Source organism: Kribbella sp. NPDC048928, assembly GCF_043197975.1.
GTDB lineage: Bacteria > Actinomycetota > Actinomycetes > Propionibacteriales > Kribbellaceae > Kribbella.
On record NZ_JBICUC010000012.1, the window covers coordinates 196,146 to 216,976 of the forward strand.

Annotated in this window: 22 protein-coding genes and 1 riboswitch; of the genes, 15 read left to right on the forward strand and 7 right to left on the reverse strand. The window is 69.3% G+C overall.

Translation table 11 applies throughout. The features are described 5' to 3' along the window. Window positions 1-166 precede the first annotated feature (166 nt). From ACGFI6_RS39215 to ACGFI6_RS39230, 4 genes are read left to right on the forward strand one after another with little or no spacing between them, the layout of a single operon-like run. Complete coding sequence (locus tag ACGFI6_RS39215; protein ID WP_393127752.1) at window positions 167-547, forward strand: PPOX class F420-dependent oxidoreductase; 381 nt, start codon at window positions 167-169, stop codon at window positions 545-547. Beyond that, window positions 537-1,760 carry a precorrin-6y C5,15-methyltransferase (decarboxylating) subunit CbiE gene (cbiE, locus tag ACGFI6_RS39220; protein ID WP_393127754.1) on the forward strand — a complete coding sequence of 408 codons (1,224 nt, stop codon included), beginning with the start codon at window positions 537-539 and terminating at the stop codon, window positions 1,758-1,760. Before ACGFI6_RS39215 ends, cbiE begins: the two co-directional genes overlap by 11 nt. Beyond that, the gene (cobM, locus tag ACGFI6_RS39225; protein ID WP_393127755.1) at window positions 1,757-2,497 is read left to right on the forward strand and encodes a precorrin-4 C(11)-methyltransferase; all 741 of its coding nucleotides are present in this window, start codon (window positions 1,757-1,759) and stop codon (window positions 2,495-2,497) included. Before cbiE ends, cobM begins: the two co-directional genes overlap by 4 nt. Continuing rightward, entirely contained in the window at window positions 2,494-3,252 is a 759-nt protein-coding gene (locus ACGFI6_RS39230; RefSeq protein WP_393127757.1) for a cobalt-precorrin-6A reductase, read from the forward strand. The genes cobM and ACGFI6_RS39230 overlap by 4 nt, the downstream gene beginning before the upstream one ends. Here ACGFI6_RS39230 and ACGFI6_RS39235 read toward each other — a convergent pair. Beyond that, window positions 3,213-3,950 (reverse strand): TetR/AcrR family transcriptional regulator, encoded by a 738-nt coding sequence (locus ACGFI6_RS39235; protein WP_393127758.1) that lies wholly within the window; start codon window positions 3,948-3,950, stop codon window positions 3,213-3,215. The two genes, ACGFI6_RS39230 and ACGFI6_RS39235, sit on opposite strands and share 40 nt — an antisense overlap. 79 nt (window positions 3,951-4,029) lie before the next feature. Between ACGFI6_RS39235 and ACGFI6_RS39240 the strand changes: the two genes are divergently transcribed. Next, entirely contained in the window at window positions 4,030-4,878 is an 849-nt protein-coding gene (locus ACGFI6_RS39240; protein ID WP_393127759.1) for an NAD(P)H-binding protein, read from the forward strand. Window positions 4,879-4,912: 34 nt separating this feature from the next. Then, window positions 4,913-5,578: a ribulose-phosphate 3-epimerase gene (rpe, locus tag ACGFI6_RS39245; RefSeq protein ID WP_393127761.1), complete on the forward strand. Its 666-nt coding sequence runs from the start codon at window positions 4,913-4,915 to the stop codon at window positions 5,576-5,578. Here rpe and ACGFI6_RS39250 read toward each other — a convergent pair. Next, window positions 5,543-6,748: an MFS transporter gene (locus ACGFI6_RS39250; protein WP_393127762.1), complete on the reverse strand. Its 1,206-nt coding sequence runs from the start codon at window positions 6,746-6,748 to the stop codon at window positions 5,543-5,545. The two genes, rpe and ACGFI6_RS39250, sit on opposite strands and share 36 nt — an antisense overlap. 35 nt (window positions 6,749-6,783) lie before the next feature. On the opposite strand from ACGFI6_RS39250, the gene ACGFI6_RS39255 reads away from it, so the two are divergent. Continuing rightward, window positions 6,784-7,584, forward strand: coding sequence for an HAD-IIA family hydrolase (locus tag ACGFI6_RS39255; protein WP_393127763.1), 801 nt, complete (start codon window positions 6,784-6,786; stop codon window positions 7,582-7,584). A gap of 4 nt (window positions 7,585-7,588) precedes the next feature. Here ACGFI6_RS39255 and ACGFI6_RS39260 read toward each other — a convergent pair whose 3' ends face one another. From ACGFI6_RS39260 to ACGFI6_RS39280, 5 genes are all read right to left on the reverse strand, one after another. Further along, window positions 7,589-8,275, reverse strand: a complete 687-nt coding sequence (locus tag ACGFI6_RS39260) for a polysaccharide deacetylase family protein (protein ID WP_393127857.1) — start codon at window positions 8,273-8,275, stop codon at window positions 7,589-7,591. 99 nt (window positions 8,276-8,374) lie between these two features. Next, entirely contained in the window at window positions 8,375-9,112 is a 738-nt protein-coding gene (locus ACGFI6_RS39265) for an amino acid ABC transporter ATP-binding protein (protein WP_393127764.1), read from the reverse strand. Further along, window positions 9,099-9,833 (reverse strand): amino acid ABC transporter permease, encoded by a 735-nt coding sequence (locus ACGFI6_RS39270; protein ID WP_393127766.1) that lies wholly within the window; start codon window positions 9,831-9,833, stop codon window positions 9,099-9,101. The genes ACGFI6_RS39265 and ACGFI6_RS39270 overlap by 14 nt, the downstream gene beginning before the upstream one ends. Continuing rightward, window positions 9,833-10,675 carry a substrate-binding periplasmic protein gene (locus ACGFI6_RS39275; RefSeq protein ID WP_393127767.1) on the reverse strand — a complete coding sequence of 281 codons (843 nt, stop codon included), beginning with the start codon at window positions 10,673-10,675 and terminating at the stop codon, window positions 9,833-9,835. The genes ACGFI6_RS39270 and ACGFI6_RS39275 overlap by 1 nt, the downstream gene beginning before the upstream one ends. Before the next feature lie 204 nt (window positions 10,676-10,879). Further along, window positions 10,880-11,524, reverse strand: a complete 645-nt coding sequence (locus tag ACGFI6_RS39280) for a DNA-binding protein (protein WP_393127768.1) — start codon at window positions 11,522-11,524, stop codon at window positions 10,880-10,882. A 175-nt stretch (window positions 11,525-11,699) separates the two neighbouring features. On the opposite strand from ACGFI6_RS39280, the gene ACGFI6_RS39285 reads away from it, so the two are divergent. The 8 genes from ACGFI6_RS39285 (at window position 11,700) to ribH (ending at window position 20,750) form a co-directional block, all read left to right on the forward strand. Continuing rightward, window positions 11,700-13,784: a VWA domain-containing protein gene (locus ACGFI6_RS39285; protein ID WP_393127769.1), complete on the forward strand. Its 2,085-nt coding sequence runs from the start codon at window positions 11,700-11,702 to the stop codon at window positions 13,782-13,784. Between the two features lie 115 nt (window positions 13,785-13,899). Continuing rightward, on the forward strand, window positions 13,900-15,030 hold the full coding sequence (locus tag ACGFI6_RS39290; RefSeq protein WP_393127770.1) for a serine/threonine-protein kinase: 1,131 nt from the start codon (window positions 13,900-13,902) through the stop codon (window positions 15,028-15,030). A gap of 48 nt (window positions 15,031-15,078) precedes the next feature. After that, the gene (locus tag ACGFI6_RS39295) at window positions 15,079-16,320 is read left to right on the forward strand and encodes an MFS transporter (RefSeq protein WP_393127771.1); all 1,242 of its coding nucleotides are present in this window, start codon (window positions 15,079-15,081) and stop codon (window positions 16,318-16,320) included. Between the two features lie 95 nt (window positions 16,321-16,415). After that, a riboswitch (FMN riboswitch) is annotated at window positions 16,416-16,549 on the forward strand. 200 nt (window positions 16,550-16,749) lie between these two features. Next, window positions 16,750-17,760 (forward strand): bifunctional diaminohydroxyphosphoribosylaminopyrimidine deaminase/5-amino-6-(5-phosphoribosylamino)uracil reductase RibD, encoded by a 1,011-nt coding sequence (gene ribD, locus ACGFI6_RS39300; protein WP_393127858.1) that lies wholly within the window; start codon window positions 16,750-16,752, stop codon window positions 17,758-17,760. Continuing rightward, window positions 17,761-18,366 carry a riboflavin synthase gene (locus ACGFI6_RS39305; RefSeq protein ID WP_393127772.1) on the forward strand — a complete coding sequence of 202 codons (606 nt, stop codon included), beginning with the start codon at window positions 17,761-17,763 and terminating at the stop codon, window positions 18,364-18,366. Then, on the forward strand, window positions 18,363-19,037 hold the full coding sequence (pnuC, locus tag ACGFI6_RS39310; protein WP_393127773.1) for a nicotinamide riboside transporter PnuC: 675 nt from the start codon (window positions 18,363-18,365) through the stop codon (window positions 19,035-19,037). The genes ACGFI6_RS39305 and pnuC overlap by 4 nt, the downstream gene beginning before the upstream one ends. Window position 19,038: 1 nt before the next feature. Beyond that, window positions 19,039-20,277: a bifunctional 3,4-dihydroxy-2-butanone-4-phosphate synthase/GTP cyclohydrolase II gene (locus tag ACGFI6_RS39315; protein ID WP_393127774.1), complete on the forward strand. Its 1,239-nt coding sequence runs from the start codon at window positions 19,039-19,041 to the stop codon at window positions 20,275-20,277. Next, window positions 20,277-20,750 (forward strand): 6,7-dimethyl-8-ribityllumazine synthase, encoded by a 474-nt coding sequence (gene ribH, locus ACGFI6_RS39320; protein WP_393127775.1) that lies wholly within the window; start codon window positions 20,277-20,279, stop codon window positions 20,748-20,750. Before ACGFI6_RS39315 ends, ribH begins: the two co-directional genes overlap by 1 nt. Window positions 20,751-20,831 lie beyond the last annotated feature (81 nt).

Below are 20,831 nucleotides of genomic sequence, written 5' to 3' on the forward strand. Positions count from 1 at the left end.
AGGGGTCCAGCGCATTGAGGTCCTGTCTGGCGACTCCCCGCCTACTGCGGGGCACTCGGCACGGCACCTCGCCGCACCGAGCACCTCCTCGCTACGGCGCGGAGTCGCCAGACAGGACCTAGGCCCGCCCGGTTGTACACCGGGCGGGCCTGTCTACGATCGCGGGGTGTTCAGTGAGCAGCTGGTGGAGTTCTGGAGCGAGCGGCATCTGTGTGTGCTGAGTACGGTCCGGGCGGACGGGACCGTACATGCCACGCCGGTCGGGGCGACGTTGGACGTCGAGGCCGGGCTGTTGCGGGTGATCTGCTCCGGTACGTCGTACAAGGCGCGGGTGATACGCCGGCTCGGTACGGCGGCTGTTGCGGTGACACAGGTGGACGGGCGTCGGTGGAGCACGCTCGAGGGACGTGCTGTGGTCAGCGACGAACCTGCGCACGTACTGGACGCCGAACGGCGGTACGCGAAGCGCTACAAGGAACCGCGGCCCAATCCGCAGCGGGTGGTCATCGAGATCACCGTGACGAAGGTTCTCGGCAATGGCGGCTGACCCGATCACGGTGACAATCTCAGCCACAGTCATAGGCATCGGCGCCGGCGGCTGGAACGCCCTGTCCCCCGAAGCCCGCACAGCAGCCCAGTCAGCCGAAGTTCTACTAGCCAGCCCTCGCCAACTAGCCCTCCTCCCATCCGACGAAACGGTTGGTGGGGTGCGGGTGGCTTGGCCTTCGCCATTGTCTGAGGCTTTGCCTCGGTTACTGGCGGAGTACCGCGGCCTCCGCATCTGCGTGCTCGCGAGCGGCGACCCGACCTTCCACGGCATCGGCACCACGCTGGTGCGGTTGCTCGGCGCAGACGCCGTACACGTGATCCCGCACCCGTCGAGCGTCTCACTGGCCTGTGCACGGCTCGGCTGGGCACAAGACCAGGTACAGGTCGTGAGCCTCGTGACCAACCCGGTCGAACGCCTCCACCCCCACCTCCAACCCGCCCGACGAGTTCTCATTCTCAGCCGCGGCGCCCAGACCCCAGCCGAGGTCGCGCAGCTCCTGACCGCCCGCGGCTACGCCGCCAGCACCTTCACCGTCCTGGAACAACTAGGCGGCCCCACCGAGCGCGTCCGTACGTCGCAAGCCTCCACCTGGTCCCACGACGTCGACCCGCTGAACGTCATCGCCGTACAGTGCCCGCCCGACGCCCCCGTACTGTCCACCGTGCCAGGCCTGCCCGACGACGCCTACGAGAACGACGGGCAGCTCACCAAACGCGAAGTACGCGCAGTCTCCCTGTCCCGCCTCGCGCCCGTCCCCGGACATGTCCTGTGGGACGTCGGCGGCGGCGCGGGCAGCATCGCGATCGAGTGGTCGCGCCACCACCCCACCTGCCGGGCGATCGCCGTCGAACGCGACCCCGACCGCGCGAAGCGCCTCGAACGCAACGTCACCGCACTAGGTGCCGCGGTCAACGTAGTCGTCGGCCCGGCCCCCGCAGCCCTCGACGGCCTCGAGACCCCCGACGCGATCTTTATCGGCGGGGGAGCGACGGCGCCCGGGATGTTCGACGCCTGCTGGAACGCCCTACGACCCGGCGGCCGCCTGGTGGCGAACGGAGTGACGCTGGAGACCGAAGCCCTGATCGCCCAGTGGTACAAGACGTTCGGCGGCGACCTGGTCCGCCTCGACGTCCAACGCGCCTCCGCCATCGGCACCATGACCGGCTGGCGCCCCGCCATGCCCGTCACCATCTGGAGCGTGACCAGATGACCGTGCACTTCATCGGGGCCGGCCCTGGCGCCGCCGACCTGATCACCGTGCGTGGGCGAGATCTGATCGCGGCCTCGCCGGTCTGCCTGTACGCCGGCGCGCTCGTCCCCGTCGAACTGCTCGACCACTGCCCACCCGGCGCCCGCAAGATCGACACCGCGGACCTGAACCTCGACGAGATCATCGCCGAACTCAGCACCGCCCACGCCGCCGGCCACGATGTCGCCCGCCTGCACTCCGGCGACCCGTCCGTCTTCAGCGCGATGGCCGAGCAACTGCGCCGCCTCGACGCCCTCCAGATCCCGTACGACGTCACGCCCGGAGTCCCCGCGTACGCAGCAGCCGCGGCCACGCTCAACCGCGAACTCACCGTCCCCGAGGTCGGCCAGACCGTCATCCTCACCCGCATCGGCGGCAGCGCCAGCGCAATGCCTGCGGGGGAGGACCTCGCCACTCTCGGCGCCGCCCGGGCCACGATCGTCCTGCACCTCGCCGTCCAGCAGATCGACCGCGTGGTCGCCGAACTCGTCCCGAACTACGGCGCCGACTGCCCGGTCGCGATCGTCGCGCGGGCGTCACGCGACGACGAGGTGGTCCTCCGTGGCACGCTCGGCGACATCGCGGCCCAGGTACGGGACGCGGGCATCCGCCGTACCGCCGTGATCATCGCCGGAAAGGTGCTCTCGGCAACGGCCTTCCGCGACAGCCATCTGTACTCGGCCGACCGCACCCGATGAGAATCCTGCTGCTCGGAGGCACCGGCGAGGCCCGCGAACTCGCACGGCGCTTGGTCGCCGAGGGCGTGCAGGTCATCTCCTCCCTGGCCGGCCGCACCACCACCGCCCATCAACCCGACGGTGAGGTCCGCGTAGGCGGCTTCGGCGGCGCGGAGGGCCTCACCCGTTGGCTCCGTACGAACCCGGTCGACGCGGTCGTCGACGCCACCCACCCCTTCGCGCACCGCATCACCACCAACGCCGCCCGAGCCGCTGCCGCGCCAGGCGCGGACGGTTCCGGCGTGCCGTTCCTCGTTCTTCGCCGGCCGGGCTGGAGTCCGGCGCCTGGCGACAGTTGGCACTGGGTGGACACCGCCTCCGCAGCGGCCGATCTCCTGCCAGGGCTGGGATCACGCGCCTTCCTCACGATCGGCCGCCAAGGGCTCGACACCTTCGCCACCAGCGGTGTGTGGACGCTTGCCCGATGTATCGAGCCGCCCACACCCGTCCCGACCTGGTGCACCCTGCTCCTGGCTCGAGGCCCGTTCACTCCGGCGGACGAACTCGCGCTGATGCGCCATCACCGCATCGACGTACTCGTCACCAAAGACAGCGGTGGCCCCGCCACGGCCGCCAAACTCACCGCCGCCCGCGAGCTGTCGATCCCAGTGGTCGTCATCCGCCGTCCACCACTTCCGGCCGATGTGCAGACAATCGAGTCCGTCGACGAAGCCGTCTACTGGGTGATGCGGGTCAGCCATTCGGCGAGTACGTGACGCTCGCCGGGTGTCAGCGCGTCGAGGTCCGGTAGATAGGCGCGGAGTGCGTTGGCTGCGGTGGTCGCCCCCGCTTCGATCGTCTTAGGTCTCGCCCTGTCCGCGGATTGTGCCGGCGTGGCGATGGTGGTCACAACGGTGTCGAACATGGTGTCGGGCAGGCGGGGATTACGTCGGTCCGGCGGGAGGCCGAGCAGGGTGAGTACGGCGCCTGAGCCGGCCGCTTGGACCAGGTCGACGGCGAGGTCCTCGTCGACGCGCAGCCGGCCGGCCGCGGCGATGTTGCGGATCCGGGTTCGCAGGATCGCGATCCCGGCCTCGGCTGCTGCGGGCCGGTTGCCTTGCTGCGTGCCGGTGTACATCAGCAGGAACAGTTCCGGGTTCGCCAGGCCGAAGCCGATGTGGAGGTCCCAGCCCGCACGCAGGTCCGCGATCGGATCGGCCGCCCTGTCGAGGGGTGGCTTGTCGGCCAGGTACGTCGCGAAGCCGTACTCGAGGACAGCGGCGAGCAGTCCGTCCTTGTCGCCGAACAGCCGGTAGATCGTCGGCGCCTGCGTACCCGCGGCCGCCGCGACAGCCCGCGTCGACACCGCGTCCCGGCCCTTGGCAGCGAGCAGCTTCGCCGCGACCTCGACGATCTGCGCCCGCATCCGCGCCCGCCCGCCCTCGCCCTGACCGCCTGGCTCAACGTCCTCCACGACGGCAACGGTAGCGGTTGGCTCGCGCTGTTTCCAGTGATAGCGTGATTATGTTTCCATCGATAACAAGGAGATCTTCATGATCATCGTCACCGGAGGGACCGGGCGACTCGGACGTGCCGTGGTGGAGGGCCTGGCCGAGCGGGTCCCTGCCGATCAGTTGGGCGTCAGCGTCCGCGAGCCGGAGCAGGCAGCCGATCTGGCCGCGAGGGGGATCCGGGTCCGGCGCGGCGACTTCGAGGCCCCGGACTCGTTGGCGGACGCGTTCGAGGGCGCCACCCAGGTGCTGATCGTGTCCGGCCCGGCTGATCCGGCGCCGCACCAGGTCGCGATCGAGGCGGCCAAGGCGGCCGGCGCGGAGCGGATCCTCTACACGAGCCACCAGGCCGCGAGCCTCGATTCGCAGTTCCTCGCCACCCGCGGCCACGCGGCGACCGAACAGGACCTGGCCGACTCCGGCGTGCCGTTCACGGCGCTGCGCAACGGCTTCTATGCGAGTACGCCGGCGTTCCTGCTGCGACCCGCCCTGCAGACGGGGGAGTTGGTGCTACCCGAGGACGGCCCGTTCTCCTGGACCGCCCACCAGGACCTGGCCGAGGCCGCAGTCGTCGCGCTGACCGAGCCCGGCCGCCTGGACGGCATCACGCCGCCGCTGACCGGTCCCGAGCTGCTCGACTACGCGGAGGTCGCGGCGATCGCGTCCAAGCTCCTCGGCCGGACGATCACCCGCGTCACCGTGCCGGACGAGGAGTGGAAGCAGGCTGCGCTCGGTCGCGGGATGCCGGAATTCGTCGTCGACCTGACGCTCGGGATCTTCGCGGCCGCGCGGCGAGGTGAGTTCGCTGTCGTCGACCCTGCACTGGCGAAGCTCCTGGGACGCCCCGCGACCCCGATCAGCGAGGTTCTCGCCCGTGAGCTCACCACCTGACGGCGCGCGGTCGAGGGCTCGATAGATTGACGCCATGGGGATTCAGATCGCGCCGAGCATCCTGTCCGCCGACTTCGCCCGGCTGGCCGACGAGGCGGTCGCCGTGTCGAACGCCGACTGGCTGCACGTCGACGTGATGGACAACCACTTCGTCCCGAACCTGACGCTCGGGATGCCGGTCGTGGAGTCGCTCGCGAAGGCGACCGACAAGCCGCTCGACTGCCACCTGATGATCGAGGACCCGGACCGCTGGGCGCCCGGCTACGTCGAGGCGGGCGCGTCCAGCGTGACGTTCCACATCGAGGCCTGCCGGGCGCCGGTCCGGACCGCCCGGGAGATCCGCGCGAAGGGTGCGCGGGCCGCGATGGCGCTCCGTCCGGCGACCCAGATCGAGCCGTACGAGGACCTGCTCGGAGAGCTCGACATGATCCTGATCATGACCGTCGAGCCCGGGTTCGGCGGGCAGAAGTTCCTCGACCTGTGCCTGCCGAAGATCCGGCGGACCCGGGAACTGCTCGACAAGCACGGCCTGGACCTGTGGATCGAGATCGACGGCGGCGTGTCGGCCGAGACGATCGAGCGCTGCGCCGACGCGGGCGCGGACGTGTTCGTGGCCGGTTCGGCCGTGTATGCCGCCGACGACCCGAACGCGATGGTCGAGCAGCTACGCGGTCTCGCTCAGCAGGCCTCCGGCCGGTAACTCGTCCGGCCGGTCCTCCGGCGGGACGCGGAGCAGCAACGCCGTCGACGCGAGCGCCAGCACGGCCGCGAGCAACCACACGTACCGGACGCCGAAGCTGTCGATGACCGCGCCCGACACCGCGGCCCCGATCGCCCCACCGGCTGTCGCCGCGCTGCTCATCCACCCGAAGACCTCGGTCTTCGCCACGTCCGGAGTCAATGCGCCGAGCCGCCCGTACAGCGCGCCGATCGCCGGTGCGAGCGTCAGCCCCGACAACGCCAGCGCGATCCCGAGCGACACTGCCGACCAGGTCGCGAACACGCACAGCAGCATCCCAACGGCGACGAGCGCCGCCCGCCGCCACAGGTGGGACCTACGCCGACCGGGCAGCGCGCCCGAGATCGCGCCGCCGACCAGGCTGCCGAACGCCCAGGTGGCCTCGAAGATCCCGGCGATCAGCCGATGGCCGTGGTCGTCGGCGAACGCGACGATCGCCAGCGAGATCCCGTTGAACGACATGATCCACAGGCCGAACGCGAGGATCAACGGTAACCGATGCCGATGCCACAGCAACTGCCGCGCTGTCAGCGGGACCGTGGTGTGTGAGTCGCCACCGAGCGGCTCGGGTTGTCGGAGCGCGTACCACCAGATGAAGACGGCGGACATCGCCGCCGCGAGCAGGACGCCGAGACGCGGATTGGCGACGCTCACGGCGGTGGCCCCGAGCATCGGCCCAACCATGAACAACAGCTCCTGCGCCGTGGCATCCACGGAGTAAGCCGTCCGCAGCGCCGGACCGGCCACGACCCGCGGCCAGGCGGCCCGTAGCGTCTGCGACACCGGAGGCACGACCGCGCCCGCGATCACAGCCAGCGCGGGCAGCAACCGGTATCGATCGGTGGGCAGCAGCGCGATCGCGAGCAGCGCCACGCTCCACAAGAGACCGGTCGCCAGCAGGATGCCTCGCGGACCGCGTCTGTCCGCCGCACGTGACCACAGCGGGCCGGCGACCGCAGTCCCGACCGAGTAGGCGCCGGCGACCACACCTGCCCAGCCGAAGGACCCGCTGGCGTCCTTCGCCAGGAAGGCGATCGGGACCGTTGTCGCCAGCATCGGCAGGCGCGCGAGCAGCGACGACACGAGCAACGGCAACACGCCGCCGGTGCGCCACAACTCTCGATAACCCATGTCTCGATACTGCACGCCGCCTCCGACAATTTACGATGAGCAGCGTGACCGAGCACAAACCAGTGGATACCTGGCTGACCGACATGGACGGCGTCCTCGTGCATGAGGAGCGCGCGATTCCCGGCGCCAGCGACTTCATCGCGGCGCTGCAGGCGTCCGGCAAGAAGTTCCTGGTCCTCACGAACAACTCGATCTTCACCCCGCGCGACCTCCGGGCCCGCCTGCTGGCCGCGGGCATCGACATCCCGGAGACCTCGATCTGGACCAGTGCGCTGGCCACCGCCCAGTTCCTCGAGGACCAGCGCCCGGACGGGACCGCGTACGTGATCGGCGAGGCCGGGCTGACCACCGCGCTGCACGAGATCGGGTACGTACTGACCGAGCGCAACCCCGACTACGTCGTCCTCGGCGAGACCCGGACGTACTCGTTCGAGGCGATCACCAAGGCGATCCGCCTGATCGCCGAGGGCGCGCGGTTCATCGCGACCAACCCGGACCCGACCGGTCCGTCGCAGGAGGGGCCACTGCCGGCGACCGGCTCGGTGGCCGCCCTGATCACGCGCGCGACCGGCGTCGCACCGTACTTCGTCGGCAAGCCGAACCCGCTGATGATGCGCAGCGCGCTGAACCGGATCGAGGGCCACTCCGAGACGACCGTGATGATCGGCGACCGGATGGACACCGACATCATCAGCGGTCTCGAGGCCGGTCTGCGCAGCGTGCTCGTACTGTCCGGGTCGACCGGCGAGCACGAGGTCGAACGGTTCCCGTACCGCCCGACCCGCGTCGTCACTTCGATCGCCGACGTCGTACCGCTGGTTAGTGCCCTGTCCTGATGCACTAGCAGGTCAACGTGCGGAACCCGTAGCCCTGAGCCTTGAGTGCCTTCAGGATCGCGGGCAGGGCCGCGACCGTCTCGGTGCGGTTCCCTCCGCCGTCGTGCATCAGGATCACCGAGCCGCTGTGCACGTTCTTCAGTACGCGTTGCACGATCGCGGCCGTCCCGGGCTTGGTCCAGTCCCGCGAGTCGACGGTCCACACCACCAGGTCCTTGCCCATCGCCTTCGCCCGTTGCCGTACGGTCGCGCTCACGCCGCCGTACGGCGGTCGGAGACAGGCAGGCGTACTGCCGGTCGCGGTCCGGATCGCCTGGTCCGTCGACGCGACCTCCTGCTGGAACTTCGCGGGCGTGAGTTTGCGCAGGTCGGAGTGGTCCCAGGTGTGGTTCTGCACGCTGTGACCGGCGGCGTGGATCCGCTTGCTCAGCTCGGGGTGCTTGCGGACGTTCTGGCCGACCTCGAAGAAGGTCGCCTTCGCGTCGAAGCGGGCCAGGACGTCGAGCACCTTCGGGGTGTACTCGAGGTCAGGGCCGTCGTCGAAGGTCAGGACGACGTACTTCGCCGGCAGCGGCGTCTTGCTGGGCACAGGGGCAGCCGGAGCCGCGACGGCAGGCGTGGACGTGACCGGCTGCGGCGGTGACTTCGCGGCCGCGACCACGACCGTACCGATCACCGCACTCACCAGCATCATCATCGCCAGGCCAACGGCCCTGTTCCCCGTACGTGTCAAGCGGACAGCCATGTTCCCCCCAGGGCGGTGGGTGGTTCACTTCCTCACAGGCTCACGCTAAAGCACTTGCGACAGGAATTGACGTAACCTCGGCGACTCGGCGCTGCCGAAGATCTTTTCCGGTCCGCCGGATTCGACCACGACGCCCTGATCCATGAACGCGACCTGGTCCGCGACCGAGCGCGCGAAGCCCATCTCGTGGGTGACCACAACCATCGTCAGGCCGGCGCCGGCCAGGTCCGCCATCAGTGCGAGCACGCCCTTGACCAGCTCGGGATCGAGCGCGGACGTGGCCTCGTCGAACAGCATCACCTCGGGCTTCATCGCCAGCGCGCGGGCGATCGCGACGCGCTGCTGCTGACCGCCGGAGAGGTTCCCGGGACGGGCGTTCGCCTTGTGGGCAAGGCCGACCAGCTCGAGCTGCTCGCGTGCCGCGGTCCGGGCCGCCTCGGTGCCGAGCTTCTTGATCTTGCGCAGCGGGAGCGTGATGTTGTCGAGCACGCTCTTGTGCGGGAACAGGTTGAAGTGCTGGAACACCATCCCGATCCGCCGGCGCAGAACGTCCGGATCGCTGCGCAGTACGGACTCGCCGCCGAGCAGCACATCGCCGGCATCCGGTTCGAGTAGCCGGTTGATCGCACGCAGCAACGTCGACTTCCCGGATCCCGACGGACCGATCACGCACGCCGTCTCCCCGGCCGGTACGGCGAGGTCCACGCCACGCAGCACCAGGTTCTTGCCGAACGCCAGCTCGACGCCGCTGACCTCCAGGCTCGCGGCCTCAAGCTGCCGCATGCTCGACCTCCTCCACCGGACGCCCTTCGCGCAATCGCTTGTCGAAATGGTTCACCAGGTGCGTCAACGGCACCGTCATCACCAGATAGAAGATGCCCGCGAGCAGCAACGGCGAGAGGTTGCCGTTGGTCGCGGCCGCGTCCTGCCCGATCCGGAACAGCTCGCGCTGACTCGCCAGCAGGCCGAGGAAGTACACCAGGCTGGAGTCCTTCACGAGCGCGATGAACTGGTTCACCAGTGCCGGCAGCACCCGTCGTACGCCTTGTGGGATGACAACCAGCCGCATGCCACTGGTGTAGGTGAACCCGAGCGCGCGCGCCGCCTCGAGCTGGCCCTTCTCCACGCTCTGGATGCCGGACCGGAAGATCTCACCGATGTACGCCGACGCGATCAGCGACAGGGCGAGGATGCCGAGCGGGTACGGGTTCGGGCCCCACCAGTGCCGCGTGATCGGCGAGAGGCCCTGGCCGATCAGCAAGATGGTGAGGATCGCCGGCAGCCCGCGGAAGATGTCGGTGTAGATCTTCGCCGGCCAGCGCAGCCACGGCTTCGCGGACAGGGCGAGGACCGCCACGAACATGCCGAGCACAGTGCCCAGCACGACCGAGGCGGCCGCCAGGATGAGGGTGTTGACCAATCCGACCTTCAGCATCTCGGGCAGGACCGCCTTCATCGACTCCCAGTCGAGGAAGGTGTCGCTCAGGGTGGACCAGATGTCCATCAGGCTTTGGGAACCGTGAACTTGACCGATCCGCTGCCCGGCTTGAAGGTCGCCGGTACGGCGCGACCCGGGTAGTACTGCTCGACGAGCTTGGTCCAGGTGCCGTCCGCGATCACCTCGTCGAGCGCCTTGTTGACGGCCTCGCGAAGCTTGTCGTTGCTCTTCGCCACCGCGAACGCCATCGGTGCGTCGCTGAGCTCCTTGGCGGCCAGGACCACCGTGCCGCCGCCCTGCTCCTTGGCCATCTTCTCGCCGATCTCTGCGGGCGAGACCCACGCGTCCGCCGTGCCGGCCTTGAGCTGGCCGAGCGCGGCGTTGTAGTTCGGGACGCGCACCGGGTTCAGGTTCTTGCCGGTGGCGTAGTCGTCCTGGACGGTGCCCTGGACCACGACGACGCGCTTGCCGGACAGCTGGTCGAAGGACGTGATGCCGGAGTCCTTGGTGGTGTTCAGGCCCAGGTAGCCGAAGTCGTACCCGTTGCTAAAAGCAACGGTCTTCTTGCGGGCCTCGGTGACCGTGATCGACGAGCTGCCGAGGTCGTACTGGCCGCCGTTCACCTGCGAGAGCAGCGCCGAGAAGTCGGTCCCGACGAACTCCGGCTTCAGGTTCAGCTTGGCCGCGACCGCGGTGATCAGGTCGTTGTCGAACCCGGTGAACCTGCCGTCCTTGACGTACACGTTCGGCGGCGCGTCGGTCAGCGTGCCGATCCTGAGCGTCCCGGACTTGATCAGGCCCAGGTCCGGGCCGGACGCCGCATCCTTGTCATCGCTGCCGCAGGCAACCATTGCCGCCGCCAAGGTGAAAGCCCCGACCACCGCGACAACTCGCCGAAACGCACGCACCACTGTCTCCTCACACCGTCAACGAACGCAGGGCGATCGGCCCTGCCTTCGCAACCCAACAGCACTGGGTGGGCCCGGCATTCCAGCACGACGAGGCGTGAGACAACGGCAAAAGTGGAGTCGCCTTGTGCTATATCAAGCTTTAGGTGCAGCGCACTACACCCGGCGCTGTGTGAGGTGAGGGCGCTGGGCCCGGTGCTGTGGTCAGCCGTGATGCTGCTCATAGTGCGCGAGGGCGTCAGCCGTGCGACCGGTGCCGTAGGCAAGCAGTAGCTCGGCAACGGCCGGCGACTCCGCGGCCGCCGCGGCGGCCGCGCGCTGGATCTCGTCGGCGGCGGCGACCTCCCGGAAGAGCTCTTGGATCTCGCGTACGACGGCACGCGCGGACGGTGGCGCGGCCACGGCCGGATCCGGTGGCGCCGCTGTCCAGGTCTGTCCGGCGGGCCGATCGAGTCCGGGAGGTCCTGCAAACGCCGTCGCCGAACCCGTGGCGGGCAGCGGTGGACGGGCGGTCGGCCGCAACTGCTGGGTGATGGTGGTGGGGTAGGCGCCAGAGGTCTCACGGATGGCGTCCAGCGCTTCCGGAATGTTCTCCCGGCCGATCTCGTCGGTGGCGGCCAGTTCGGCGAGCTCGGAGACGGCGCGGAGCCGGGACACCACCGCGGGGTTGCCGATCTTGACGCGCTGGGCGCTCATCAGCTGGGACAGCATCGGCGCCGACAGTCCGATCACGTGGGCCAGAGCACCCTGGGTCAGTCCGAGCAGCGGTGCCACCCGCCGCACTGTCACACCCAGCGGCTCGCCGTACAGCTCGACCTGTTGCTGGAGATTGTGTGCGGTCTGGTCCATCGCTGAGCTCCCCTCGAGCAGTCCGGCCCCGTGTGCAAACATTTTTGCATTTGCGAAGAGAAAACTCCAGCACCGAGGCGCGCCTGGTCACGACTCGACATCGGCGATCGACCGGGCTTGACATTTGCAATAGCAAACTGAGAGTGTTTGCGACAGCGAATCCACTCTGGAGGAAATGATGACGGCTCTGCACGGCCACCGCCGCCCCGCGGTGTGGGCGATCCTCGCTCTCACACTGATCGCCTTGCTGGCCGGTCTGACGACCGGGACCGCTGTGGCAGACCCTGATCCGGCGGGCGGCAAGCTCGTCATGGTGCTCGACTCGTCCGGTTCGATGAAGGAACCGGCCGGCGACGGCCAGACCAAGATCGCCGCGGCCCGGACCGCGCTCACCAAGGTGGTCGCCAAGCTGCCGCCGGAGGCGCAGGTGGGCCTGCGGGTGTACGGCGCGACCGTGTTCAAGCGCAGCCAGGCCGGTGCCTGCACCGACACCCAGTTGACAGTTCCGATCGGCACGAACAACCGGCCGCAACTGCAGGCCGCGATCGCGAAGTACAAGCCGTACGGCGAGACGCCGATCGGGTACTCGCTCCAGCAGGCCGCCAAGGATCTCGGTCCGAGCGGCCAGCGCACGATCGTCCTGGTCTCCGACGGTGAGGCGACCTGCGCGCCGGACCCGTGTGTGGTGGCCCAGTCGATCGCCAAGCAGGGCATCGACCTGAAGATCGACGTCGTGGGGTTCCGGGTGGCCGGGAAGGCGCGCACCCAACTGCAGTGCGTCGCCCGTGAAGGCCGTGGCGACTACTACGACGCCGACTCGACGATCGACCTCGAAGCCGGGCTGGATCGCCTGTCCACCAGGGCGTTCCGTCCGTTCCGCATCTCCGGTACGCCGGTACACGGCGCGCCGCAGGCCGAGGGCGCTCCGGTGCTTGCTCCGGGCCACTATTCGGACACGTACGGTGCCGATGACACCGCGAAGCACTACCTGATCAAGCGAAGCATCACAGGATCGACCCTCCGGGCCGGCGTGAGCTTCCGTCGTCCGGCCGGCGGCAGCCTGGTCATCCGGACCGAGGTGAAGCTCAACACGACCGACGGCGTGCAGTGTGGCTGGAGTTACCCGGGTGCGTTCGACGGTGATCAGGGTCTCGCGACCGGGACCGCTGCGAGCTGGTCGAAGTACGAGAAGAAGCAGGGCCAGTGCTCAACGGCCGACCAGTTGGTCCTGACGGTGAATCCGGGCAAGGACTACCGCGAGATCAAGGGCGTCCCGTACGAGCTGCGCATCGACGAGGAGCCGCCGGTGGACTCGACCACCAGCCTCCCGGCGCCGGCCGGGAACCCGGTCTGGGTGCCGATGAACGCCACGACCCCGCGCGAGATCATTCCCGGCTCGAGCTTCCCGGACGCCCCGCTGCTGAGCGCGGGCACGTACAAGACGACGATCATGCCGGGGGAGCTGCAGCTGTACAAGGTGAAGGCGGACTGGGGCCAGCGGATCCAGGCGCAGTTCACAGTGCCGGAGCTGGCCGGAGCGACGGCCACGGCGATCGACGGCATCCGCTACCTCGACACCGCGCTGATCTCGCCGATCGGTGAGGACGTGTACGCCGTTTTTGCCAAGCAGCAGCCGGGTGGCTCGGGGCGGCGCGGGGTGCTCACCAAGCGCGGTGTCACCAAGTCCGTCACGACCAAGGAGATCCGCTACCTCAACCGCAACGGTGCCAACAACCAGGACACCGGCACCTCGACCCCGGGCGAGTACTACGTCGCGGTGTCGCTGACCCGCAAGGACAACGACAAGGCCTTCGCGATCCCGATGACGCTGACCCTTGGCCTGGAAGGTACGGCCGGCACCGGCAAGCCGCAGTACGTCGACGGCGCCACGCCCGTCTCCGGTGACTCGGTCACCCCGTCGGCCAGCGCCGACCCGTCGGACTCGCCCAGCAACGACCCGAGCAGCACTCCGGGCGATGGCGACAAGACCGAGGCCGGCGGGCCGATCCAGGGCCGCAGCGACTCCGACGACGGCACGCCGGTCGCGCTGGTCGCAGGCCTCAGCGGCGGCGGACTCGTACTCGTCCTGGTCGGCGTCTTCCTGGTCCTCCGCCTCCGCCGCAAGCCGGTCGCGGCGCACCACCCGGCCCAGCCCGGCCCGCACTACCCGAGCAACCAGCAGTACCCGAACAACCAGCAGTACCCGAACGGGCCGAACGACCAGGGCGGACCGCAGTACCCGAACCAGCCGCCGCGCTGATCGCTCAGCCGGCTCTGACGAGGCCCGGGAAGCCCCATCGGCTCCCGGGCCTCGCCATGTGCGCGGTCCCGGGGAGTGCCCGGGACGGACTGGGGGAGGCGGTAGGTTCTGGGCGGTGGAGGCGTTTGCTGGGCGGTATCGGCTGATCGACCTGATCGGGACCGGCGGGATGGGCTCGGTCTGGCGCGCGTGGGATCTGCGACGGTCGAAGTACGTCGCCGCGAAGGTCCTCGGCCAGCACGATGCGGCGACGCTGCTCCGGTTCGTACGGGAGCAGTCACTGCGGATCCAGCATCCGCACGTGGTCGCTCCGCACGGCTGGGCCGCGGACGACGACAAGGTCGTGTTCGCGATGGATCTGGTCCGCGGTGGTTCGGTGGCGACGCTCCTCGGTGACCATGGCCCGCTGCCGACCCCGTACGTCGCCGTACTGCTCGATCAGCTGCTGCACGGCCTGTCTGCGGTGCACGCGGCCCGCGTCGTACACCGGGATGTGAAACCGGCCAACCTGCTCCTCGACGTCACCGGCACCGGTCGCCCGTACCTGCGCCTGTCGGACTTCGGCGTCGCAGGTCTGCTCGACGAGCCGCGGATGACGCGGCACAGCACCGTCCTCGGAACACCCGGCTACCTCGCTCCCGAGCAGCTGGCCGGCGCCGATCCAGATCCTCGCCAAGACCTGTACGCCGTCGGAGTAGTGGCCGCCGAGCTCCTGACCGGCGAACGCCCCACCCCCGACGGCCAGCTAGCCAGCCTCGACGGCCCATTAGCTGAGTTCATCGCCCACCTCACCGCACCAGACCCCTCCAACCGCCCCAACTCAGCCACCACCGCCGGCCGCCTCCTAGCCACCACCAACACCCTCCCGCCCGCGACTGCCTCCACGGGTGCCGTCCAACCCGCAGGTGCTGTCCCGCCCGGCCAGGCCGATCCGTGGGCCGGCACTCCCGACGCACCAGAAGTCTTCGACCAACTCCCATCCCTCCCACCCAACTGGACCCCCACTGGCCCTCAGCCCACCCCACCACCGGCCGGGCAGGAGGGGCGCGGTGCGACAGTTCCTGCGCAGGACGGTCGTCGCCTGCAGACCGAAGGCGCACCAGTTGTCGAACAGAACCGCACTGAGGCGTCGAACCGGGGTGGGGCGTCGGGGCGGGGGCGGCGGGGGTTGTGGGCGGGGGTTGTTGTTTGTTTTGTGGGGGCGGTTGGGTTGTTGGGGAGTGCTGCCTGGTTCCTGTTCCGCTGAGTGGTAAATGGCCGGACGGTGCGGTTGCTCGGTGGAAGACTGTCAACGGTGGATCCGGCTGAGCGCGAACTCGAGGTGCCTTCGCCTGGGAGTGCCGCGCCGGGCAGGAACCGGCTGCTGATCGGCGCGCTGGCGATCACGACGACGGTCGGGTACGGCGTCCTGACCTACGCGTTCAGTGCGCTGCTCGGCCCGATGAGCGCCGAGCTCGGCATCTCCACAACCACCACGGTCGGCGCGTCGACCACCGCCGTACTCGTCAGCGGCCTGGTGTCGATCCCCGTCGGACGCTGGCTCGACGCGCACGGAGGGCGGGCCCTGATGACGGGCGGCTCGGTCCTCGCGGCAATCGCCGTACTCGCCTGGTCGCAGGTCCACAACACCGTCCAGTTGTACGGAGTCTTTGTCGCGATCGGCATCGCGTCGGCGATGGTGCTCTATCCGCCCGCGTTCGCCGTCGTGGTGGCGGTCACCGCACCGGAGCGGCGGACCAACTCGATCCTCACCATCACCTTGGTCGGCGGGCTCGCCAGCTCGATCTTCATCCCGCTCACCGGATACCTCGCCCACGCGCAAGGTTGGCGTACTGCGCTGGTCATCCTGGCGGGTGCCGTGGCCGCCATCACGGTCCCGCTGCACCTGATCGCCGTACGGCGGCGTCCGCCGCGGCCGGCTGTCGGCGTGCGACACAGCACGTCGCCGGCGAGGGTGCTGAGCGATCCCGGGTTCTGGCTGCTCGCGGGAGCGTTTGTCGTACACAGTGCGGCGCTGGCCGTGATCTCTGTGCACCTCGTGCTGTATCTGGTCAGCCTGGGGCACCCGCCGGCGCGGGCGGCGAGCCTGGCTGGTCTGCTCGGGCTGTTGTCGGTGACCGGGCGGCTGGTCACAAGCGTGTCGGCGCGGTGGTTGCCGATGGCGACGGTTACTGCAGTGATCCTGTTCGTGCAGGGGATCGCGATCGGGCTGCTGCCCGTCCTGGGGCGTCATGTGGCGGGAGCGGTCGGGTGTCTGGTGCTGTTCGGCCTCGGGTTCGGGGTGTCGTCGATCGCGACGCCGGCGATCCTGCTGGACCGATACGGCGCGACCGGGTTCGGGACGATCGCCGGCATGCTCGGTACGCCGACCACGATCGCCAAGGCGGCCGGCCCGCTGGCCGGCGCGGGTCTCGCCGACGCGTTCGGCTACCGCCCGCTGATCATCGCGGTCGCAGTCGCCTGCGCGGTCGCCGCAACAGCCCTCGCCCTCACCCGCCGCCTCCTGCCATGCACTCCCGACCCGTCCCACACTTAGGGCACGTCTCCCAAGTGCGTCGAGGACCAGGATGTGACCTGGGTCGTGGTGCGGGTTGTGGGGGAGGGCATACTTGAAGTACGAGTGAAACCCACTCGCGTGCTCCGGGGTCGGTGTAATTCCGAGCCGGCGGTAACAGTCCGCGACCCGGTCGCTGCGGTTCGGCGATCGGTTGACCTGGTGGAATTCCAGGACCGACGGTGAAAGTCCGGATGGGAGGCGCACGCGGTCGGCGGGTGTGCTCTGGCGCCCGGCGGCGCGGAGCGTGGGCTGTGAGGCCCGCGGGACGTGACGGCGGCAGGGTCCGGCAACGGACCGGGTGCCGGGATCGGTGAGATCCCGGTGGGCGACGGAGCAGACAGGCCGGCCGGAGGCCCCGGAGTGCGTCCGTGACGACGAGGGGCCCGAGTAGTGAACGACGTGTCGCCGATGGATGTCGCCTGGATGCGGCGTGCCATCGAGCTGGCCGCACGTGGCACCGGCAGTACACATCCCAACCCGGTCGTCGGCTGTGTGATCACCGGCCGTGACGGGCATCCGGTCGGCGAGGGCTTCCATGCTGTTGCCGGCGGCCCGCATGCCGAGGTCGAGGCGCTCCGGATGGCCGGCGCCCAGGCTCGCGGCGGTACGGCGTACGTCACGCTGGAGCCCTGTAACCACACCGGCCGGACCGGGCCGTGCGCCGATGCGCTGATCGCGGCCGGAGTCGCACGCGTCGTGTACGCCGTACCGGACCCGAACCGGACCGCGGCGGGGGGTGCGGAGAAGCTGATCAGCAAGAACATCGAGGTCGTGCAGGGCGTCCTGCAGGCCGAGGCCGAAGCGGTCAACCACGTCTGGCTGCACAGCGTCCGGGTCGGCCGGCCGTTCGTCACCTGGAAGTTCGCGACGACGCTCGACGGGCGCTCGGCGGCGCCGGACGGAACCAGCCGCTGGATCACCGGCCCGCTCGCCCGCGCCGACGTCCACCGGCAGCGCGCCGAGTGTGATGCGATCGCCGTCGGCACCCAGACGGTGCTGGACGACGACCCGGAGCTGACGGTCCGCGATCAGGACGACGTACCGGCCGCTCGGCAGCCGTTGCGGGTGGTGGTCGGCGACCGGGAGATCCCGGAGTCGGCCCGGGTCCGCAACGACCGCGCCGAGACGCTGCTGCTGCCGACCCATGATCCCGCCGAGGTGCTCCGGCAGCTCGACGACCGGCAGATCCGGCACCTCTGGCTCGAAGGCGGCCCGACGCTGGCCGCAGCCTTTCTGCGCGCCGGTCTGGTCGACCAGATCGTCGCGTACGTCGCCCCGGCCGTGCTCGGTTCGGGGTACGCCGCGGTCGGCGATCTCGGCGCGGAATCGATCGACCACCTGCGGCGGTTCAAACTAACGGACGTCACGCGGCTCGCCGACGACGTCCGGCTCACCCTGGTTCCTCTGGGAGGAAAGTAGATGTTCACCGGCATCATCGAAGAGCTCGGCACGATCGAGTCCCTGGACCTGCTGGACGGAGACGCTGCGCGGCTCAGCATCCGCGGGCCGAAGGTGACCGAGGACGCCGCGTTCGGCGCCTCGATCGCGGTCAACGGCTGTTGCCTGACCGTCGTCGAGTACGGCGGCGGTACGTTCACCGCGGACGTGATGCGCGAGACGCTGCAGCGGACCAGCCTCGGCGGACTGGAGAAGGGCTCGACGGTCAACCTCGAACGCGCGGTCGCCGCGCACGAGCGACTCGGCGGGCACATCGTCCAGGGCCACGTCGACGGCACCGGCACGATCGCGTCACGCAGCCCCGGTGAGCACTGGGAGGACGTCCGGATCAGTACGCCGCCGGAGATCCTGCGCTACATCGCCGAGAAGGGCTCGATCGCGATCGACGGGGTCTCGCTGACCGTGACCGACGTCGACGACGCGTCCGGGACGTTCGGGGTCAGCCTGATCCCGACCACGCTCGAGCTCACCGTACTGGGGCGCAACAAGGTCGGCGACACCGTCAACCTCGAGGTCGACGTGATCGCGAAATACGTCGAGAGACTACTTGCCGGAGGCACCAAGTGAATCCCGTTGACTGGTTGTTGACGTCGCAGGTCACCATCGCCGGTTCGCCGGTGCTGGTCCGCGAGATCGTCGGCAACGTGTTCGGTCTGGCCAGCGCGCTGTTCGGCATGCGCCGGCTGGTCGCCGCGTGGCCGGTCGGCATTGTCGGCAACGTCCTGCTGTTCACGGTCTTCATCGGCGGGATCTTCGACACCCCGCAGGACAAGGACCTCTGGGGCCAGGCCGGCCGTCAGGTGTTCTTCGCGCTGATCAGCCTGTACGGGTGGTACCGCTGGTACCAGACCCGGCACGGCGGATCCGCGTCCGCGGTCCAGCCCAAGTGGGCGACCGCGCGGCAGCGGCTCGAGCTGCTCGGCATCGGCGTCGTGATCTACGCGATCGCGTACTTCGTGCTGAAGGCGCTCGGCTCGTGGGGGCCGCAGTGGGACGCGTGGATCCTCACCGGCTCGATCCTGGCGACGTACGGGATGGCCCGCGGGTTCGTCGAGTTCTGGCTGATCTGGGTGGCGGTCGACGTGGTCGGCGTACCGCTGCTCGTACAGGCGAAGTTCTACCCGTCGGCGACCATGTACGTCGTGTACGGGCTGTTCTGCGTGCTCGGATTCGCGTCCTGGTGGAAGATCCAGAACAACGAGCGGGCGGCGACGCCCGAACCGGTGGTGGTGGGCTGACATGGGCGACGTACTGAAACTGGACACGATCGAGCACGCGATCGAGGAGATTCGCGCCGGCCGGCCGGTGATCGTGGTCGACGACGAGGACCGGGAGAACGAGGGCGACCTGATCTTCGCCGCGTCCAAGGCGACGCCGGAGCTGCTGGCGTTCCTGATCCGGTACAGCTCCGGCGTGGTGTGCGTGCCGATGGAGGGCGCCGAGCTCGACCGGCTCGGGATCCCGCTGATGACGCCGCACAACCGCGAGCGGATGCGGACCGCGTACACGATCTCCGTGGATGCGCGGGACGGGATCAGTACCGGCATCTCCGCGGCCGACCGGGCCCGGACGATCCGTGTGCTCGCCGATTCGGCCTCGGAGTCGTACGACCTGGTGCAGCCTGGGCACGTGTTCCCGCTGCGCGGTCGTGACGGCGGCGTGCTCGTCCGGCCGGGTCACACCGAGGCGTCGATCGACCTGGCCCGGATGGCCGGGCTGACACCGACCGCGGTGATCTCCGAGCTGGTGAACGACGACGGCACGATGAAGCGCGGGCTCGAGCTGCGCGCGTTCGCGGACGAGCACGGTCTCGTACTGGTGTCGATCGACGACCTGATCCGGTACCGGCGGCGTACCGAATCGCAGATCAAGCGGGTCGCCACCACGACGCTGCCCACGCAGTACGGCGACTTTGTTGCCCACGGCTACCGCAACACGGTGGACGGGTCGGAGCAGCTCGCACTGGTACGCGGCGAGCTGGGTGATGGGCCGACGTTGGTGCGGCTGCACTCGGAGTGCTTGACCGGCGACGTGTTCGGGTCGCTGCGCTGCGACTGCGGGCCGCAACTCGAAGAGGCGATGCGACAGGTGGCTGCCGAGGGCGGTGTTGTCGTGTATTTGCGCGGTCATGAAGGACGTGGAATCGGTCTGCTGCACAAGCTGCAGGCTTATGAGCTGCAGGACGCCGGCCGCGACACCGTGGATGCGAACCTGGACCTCGGGCTGCCGGCTGACGCCCGCGACTACGGGACGGGCGCGCAGATCCTGGCCGACCTCGGCGTGAAGTCGGTGCGGCTGCTGACGAACAACCCCGACAAGCTCGCGGGCGTTCAGGGGTACGGCATCGAGGTCGTCGAGCGCCGCGGCATCTCCATCGACCCGACCGAGCACAACCTGCGGTACCTGCGCACCAAGCGCGACCGAATGGGCCACCATCTCCCGGACGGCCTGCTGAGCGAAGAGAACGGAGCCGGCTGATGTCGGGCAGTGGAGCACCCACCATCGAGGCACCCCGCGTCGACGGCGCCCGCGTCGCGATCGTCGCGGCCCAATGGCACCCGAAGGTCACCGACGGCCTGCTCGCCGGGGCGTTACGCGCCCTCGAGGACTCCGGCGTCACAGACCACACCGTCGTACGGGTGCCCGGATCGTTCGAGCTCCCGGTCGCGTCGTTGCACGCAGCCAAGTCCGGGTACGACGCCGTGGTCGCCCTCGGCGTCGTGATCCGCGGTGACACCCCGCACTTCGAGTACGTCTGCCAGGCAACCACCGAGGGCCTCATGCAGGTCGGCGTCAGCACCGGCGTACCCGTCGGCTTCGGCGTCCTCACCTGCGACAACGACCCCCAGGCCCTCGACCGGGCCGGCCTCCCCGACAGCCGGGAAGACAAAGGCTACGAAGCCACCCAGGCCGCCCTCTCAACCCTCGCCGCCATCCGCACCCTGCGCTAACCGCCTCTCCGTCGGACGGCAACCAGCCACCTTTCCGGAAACAATTCCGCACCCACCGGCAAAAACTCTCCGGAAAGGTTC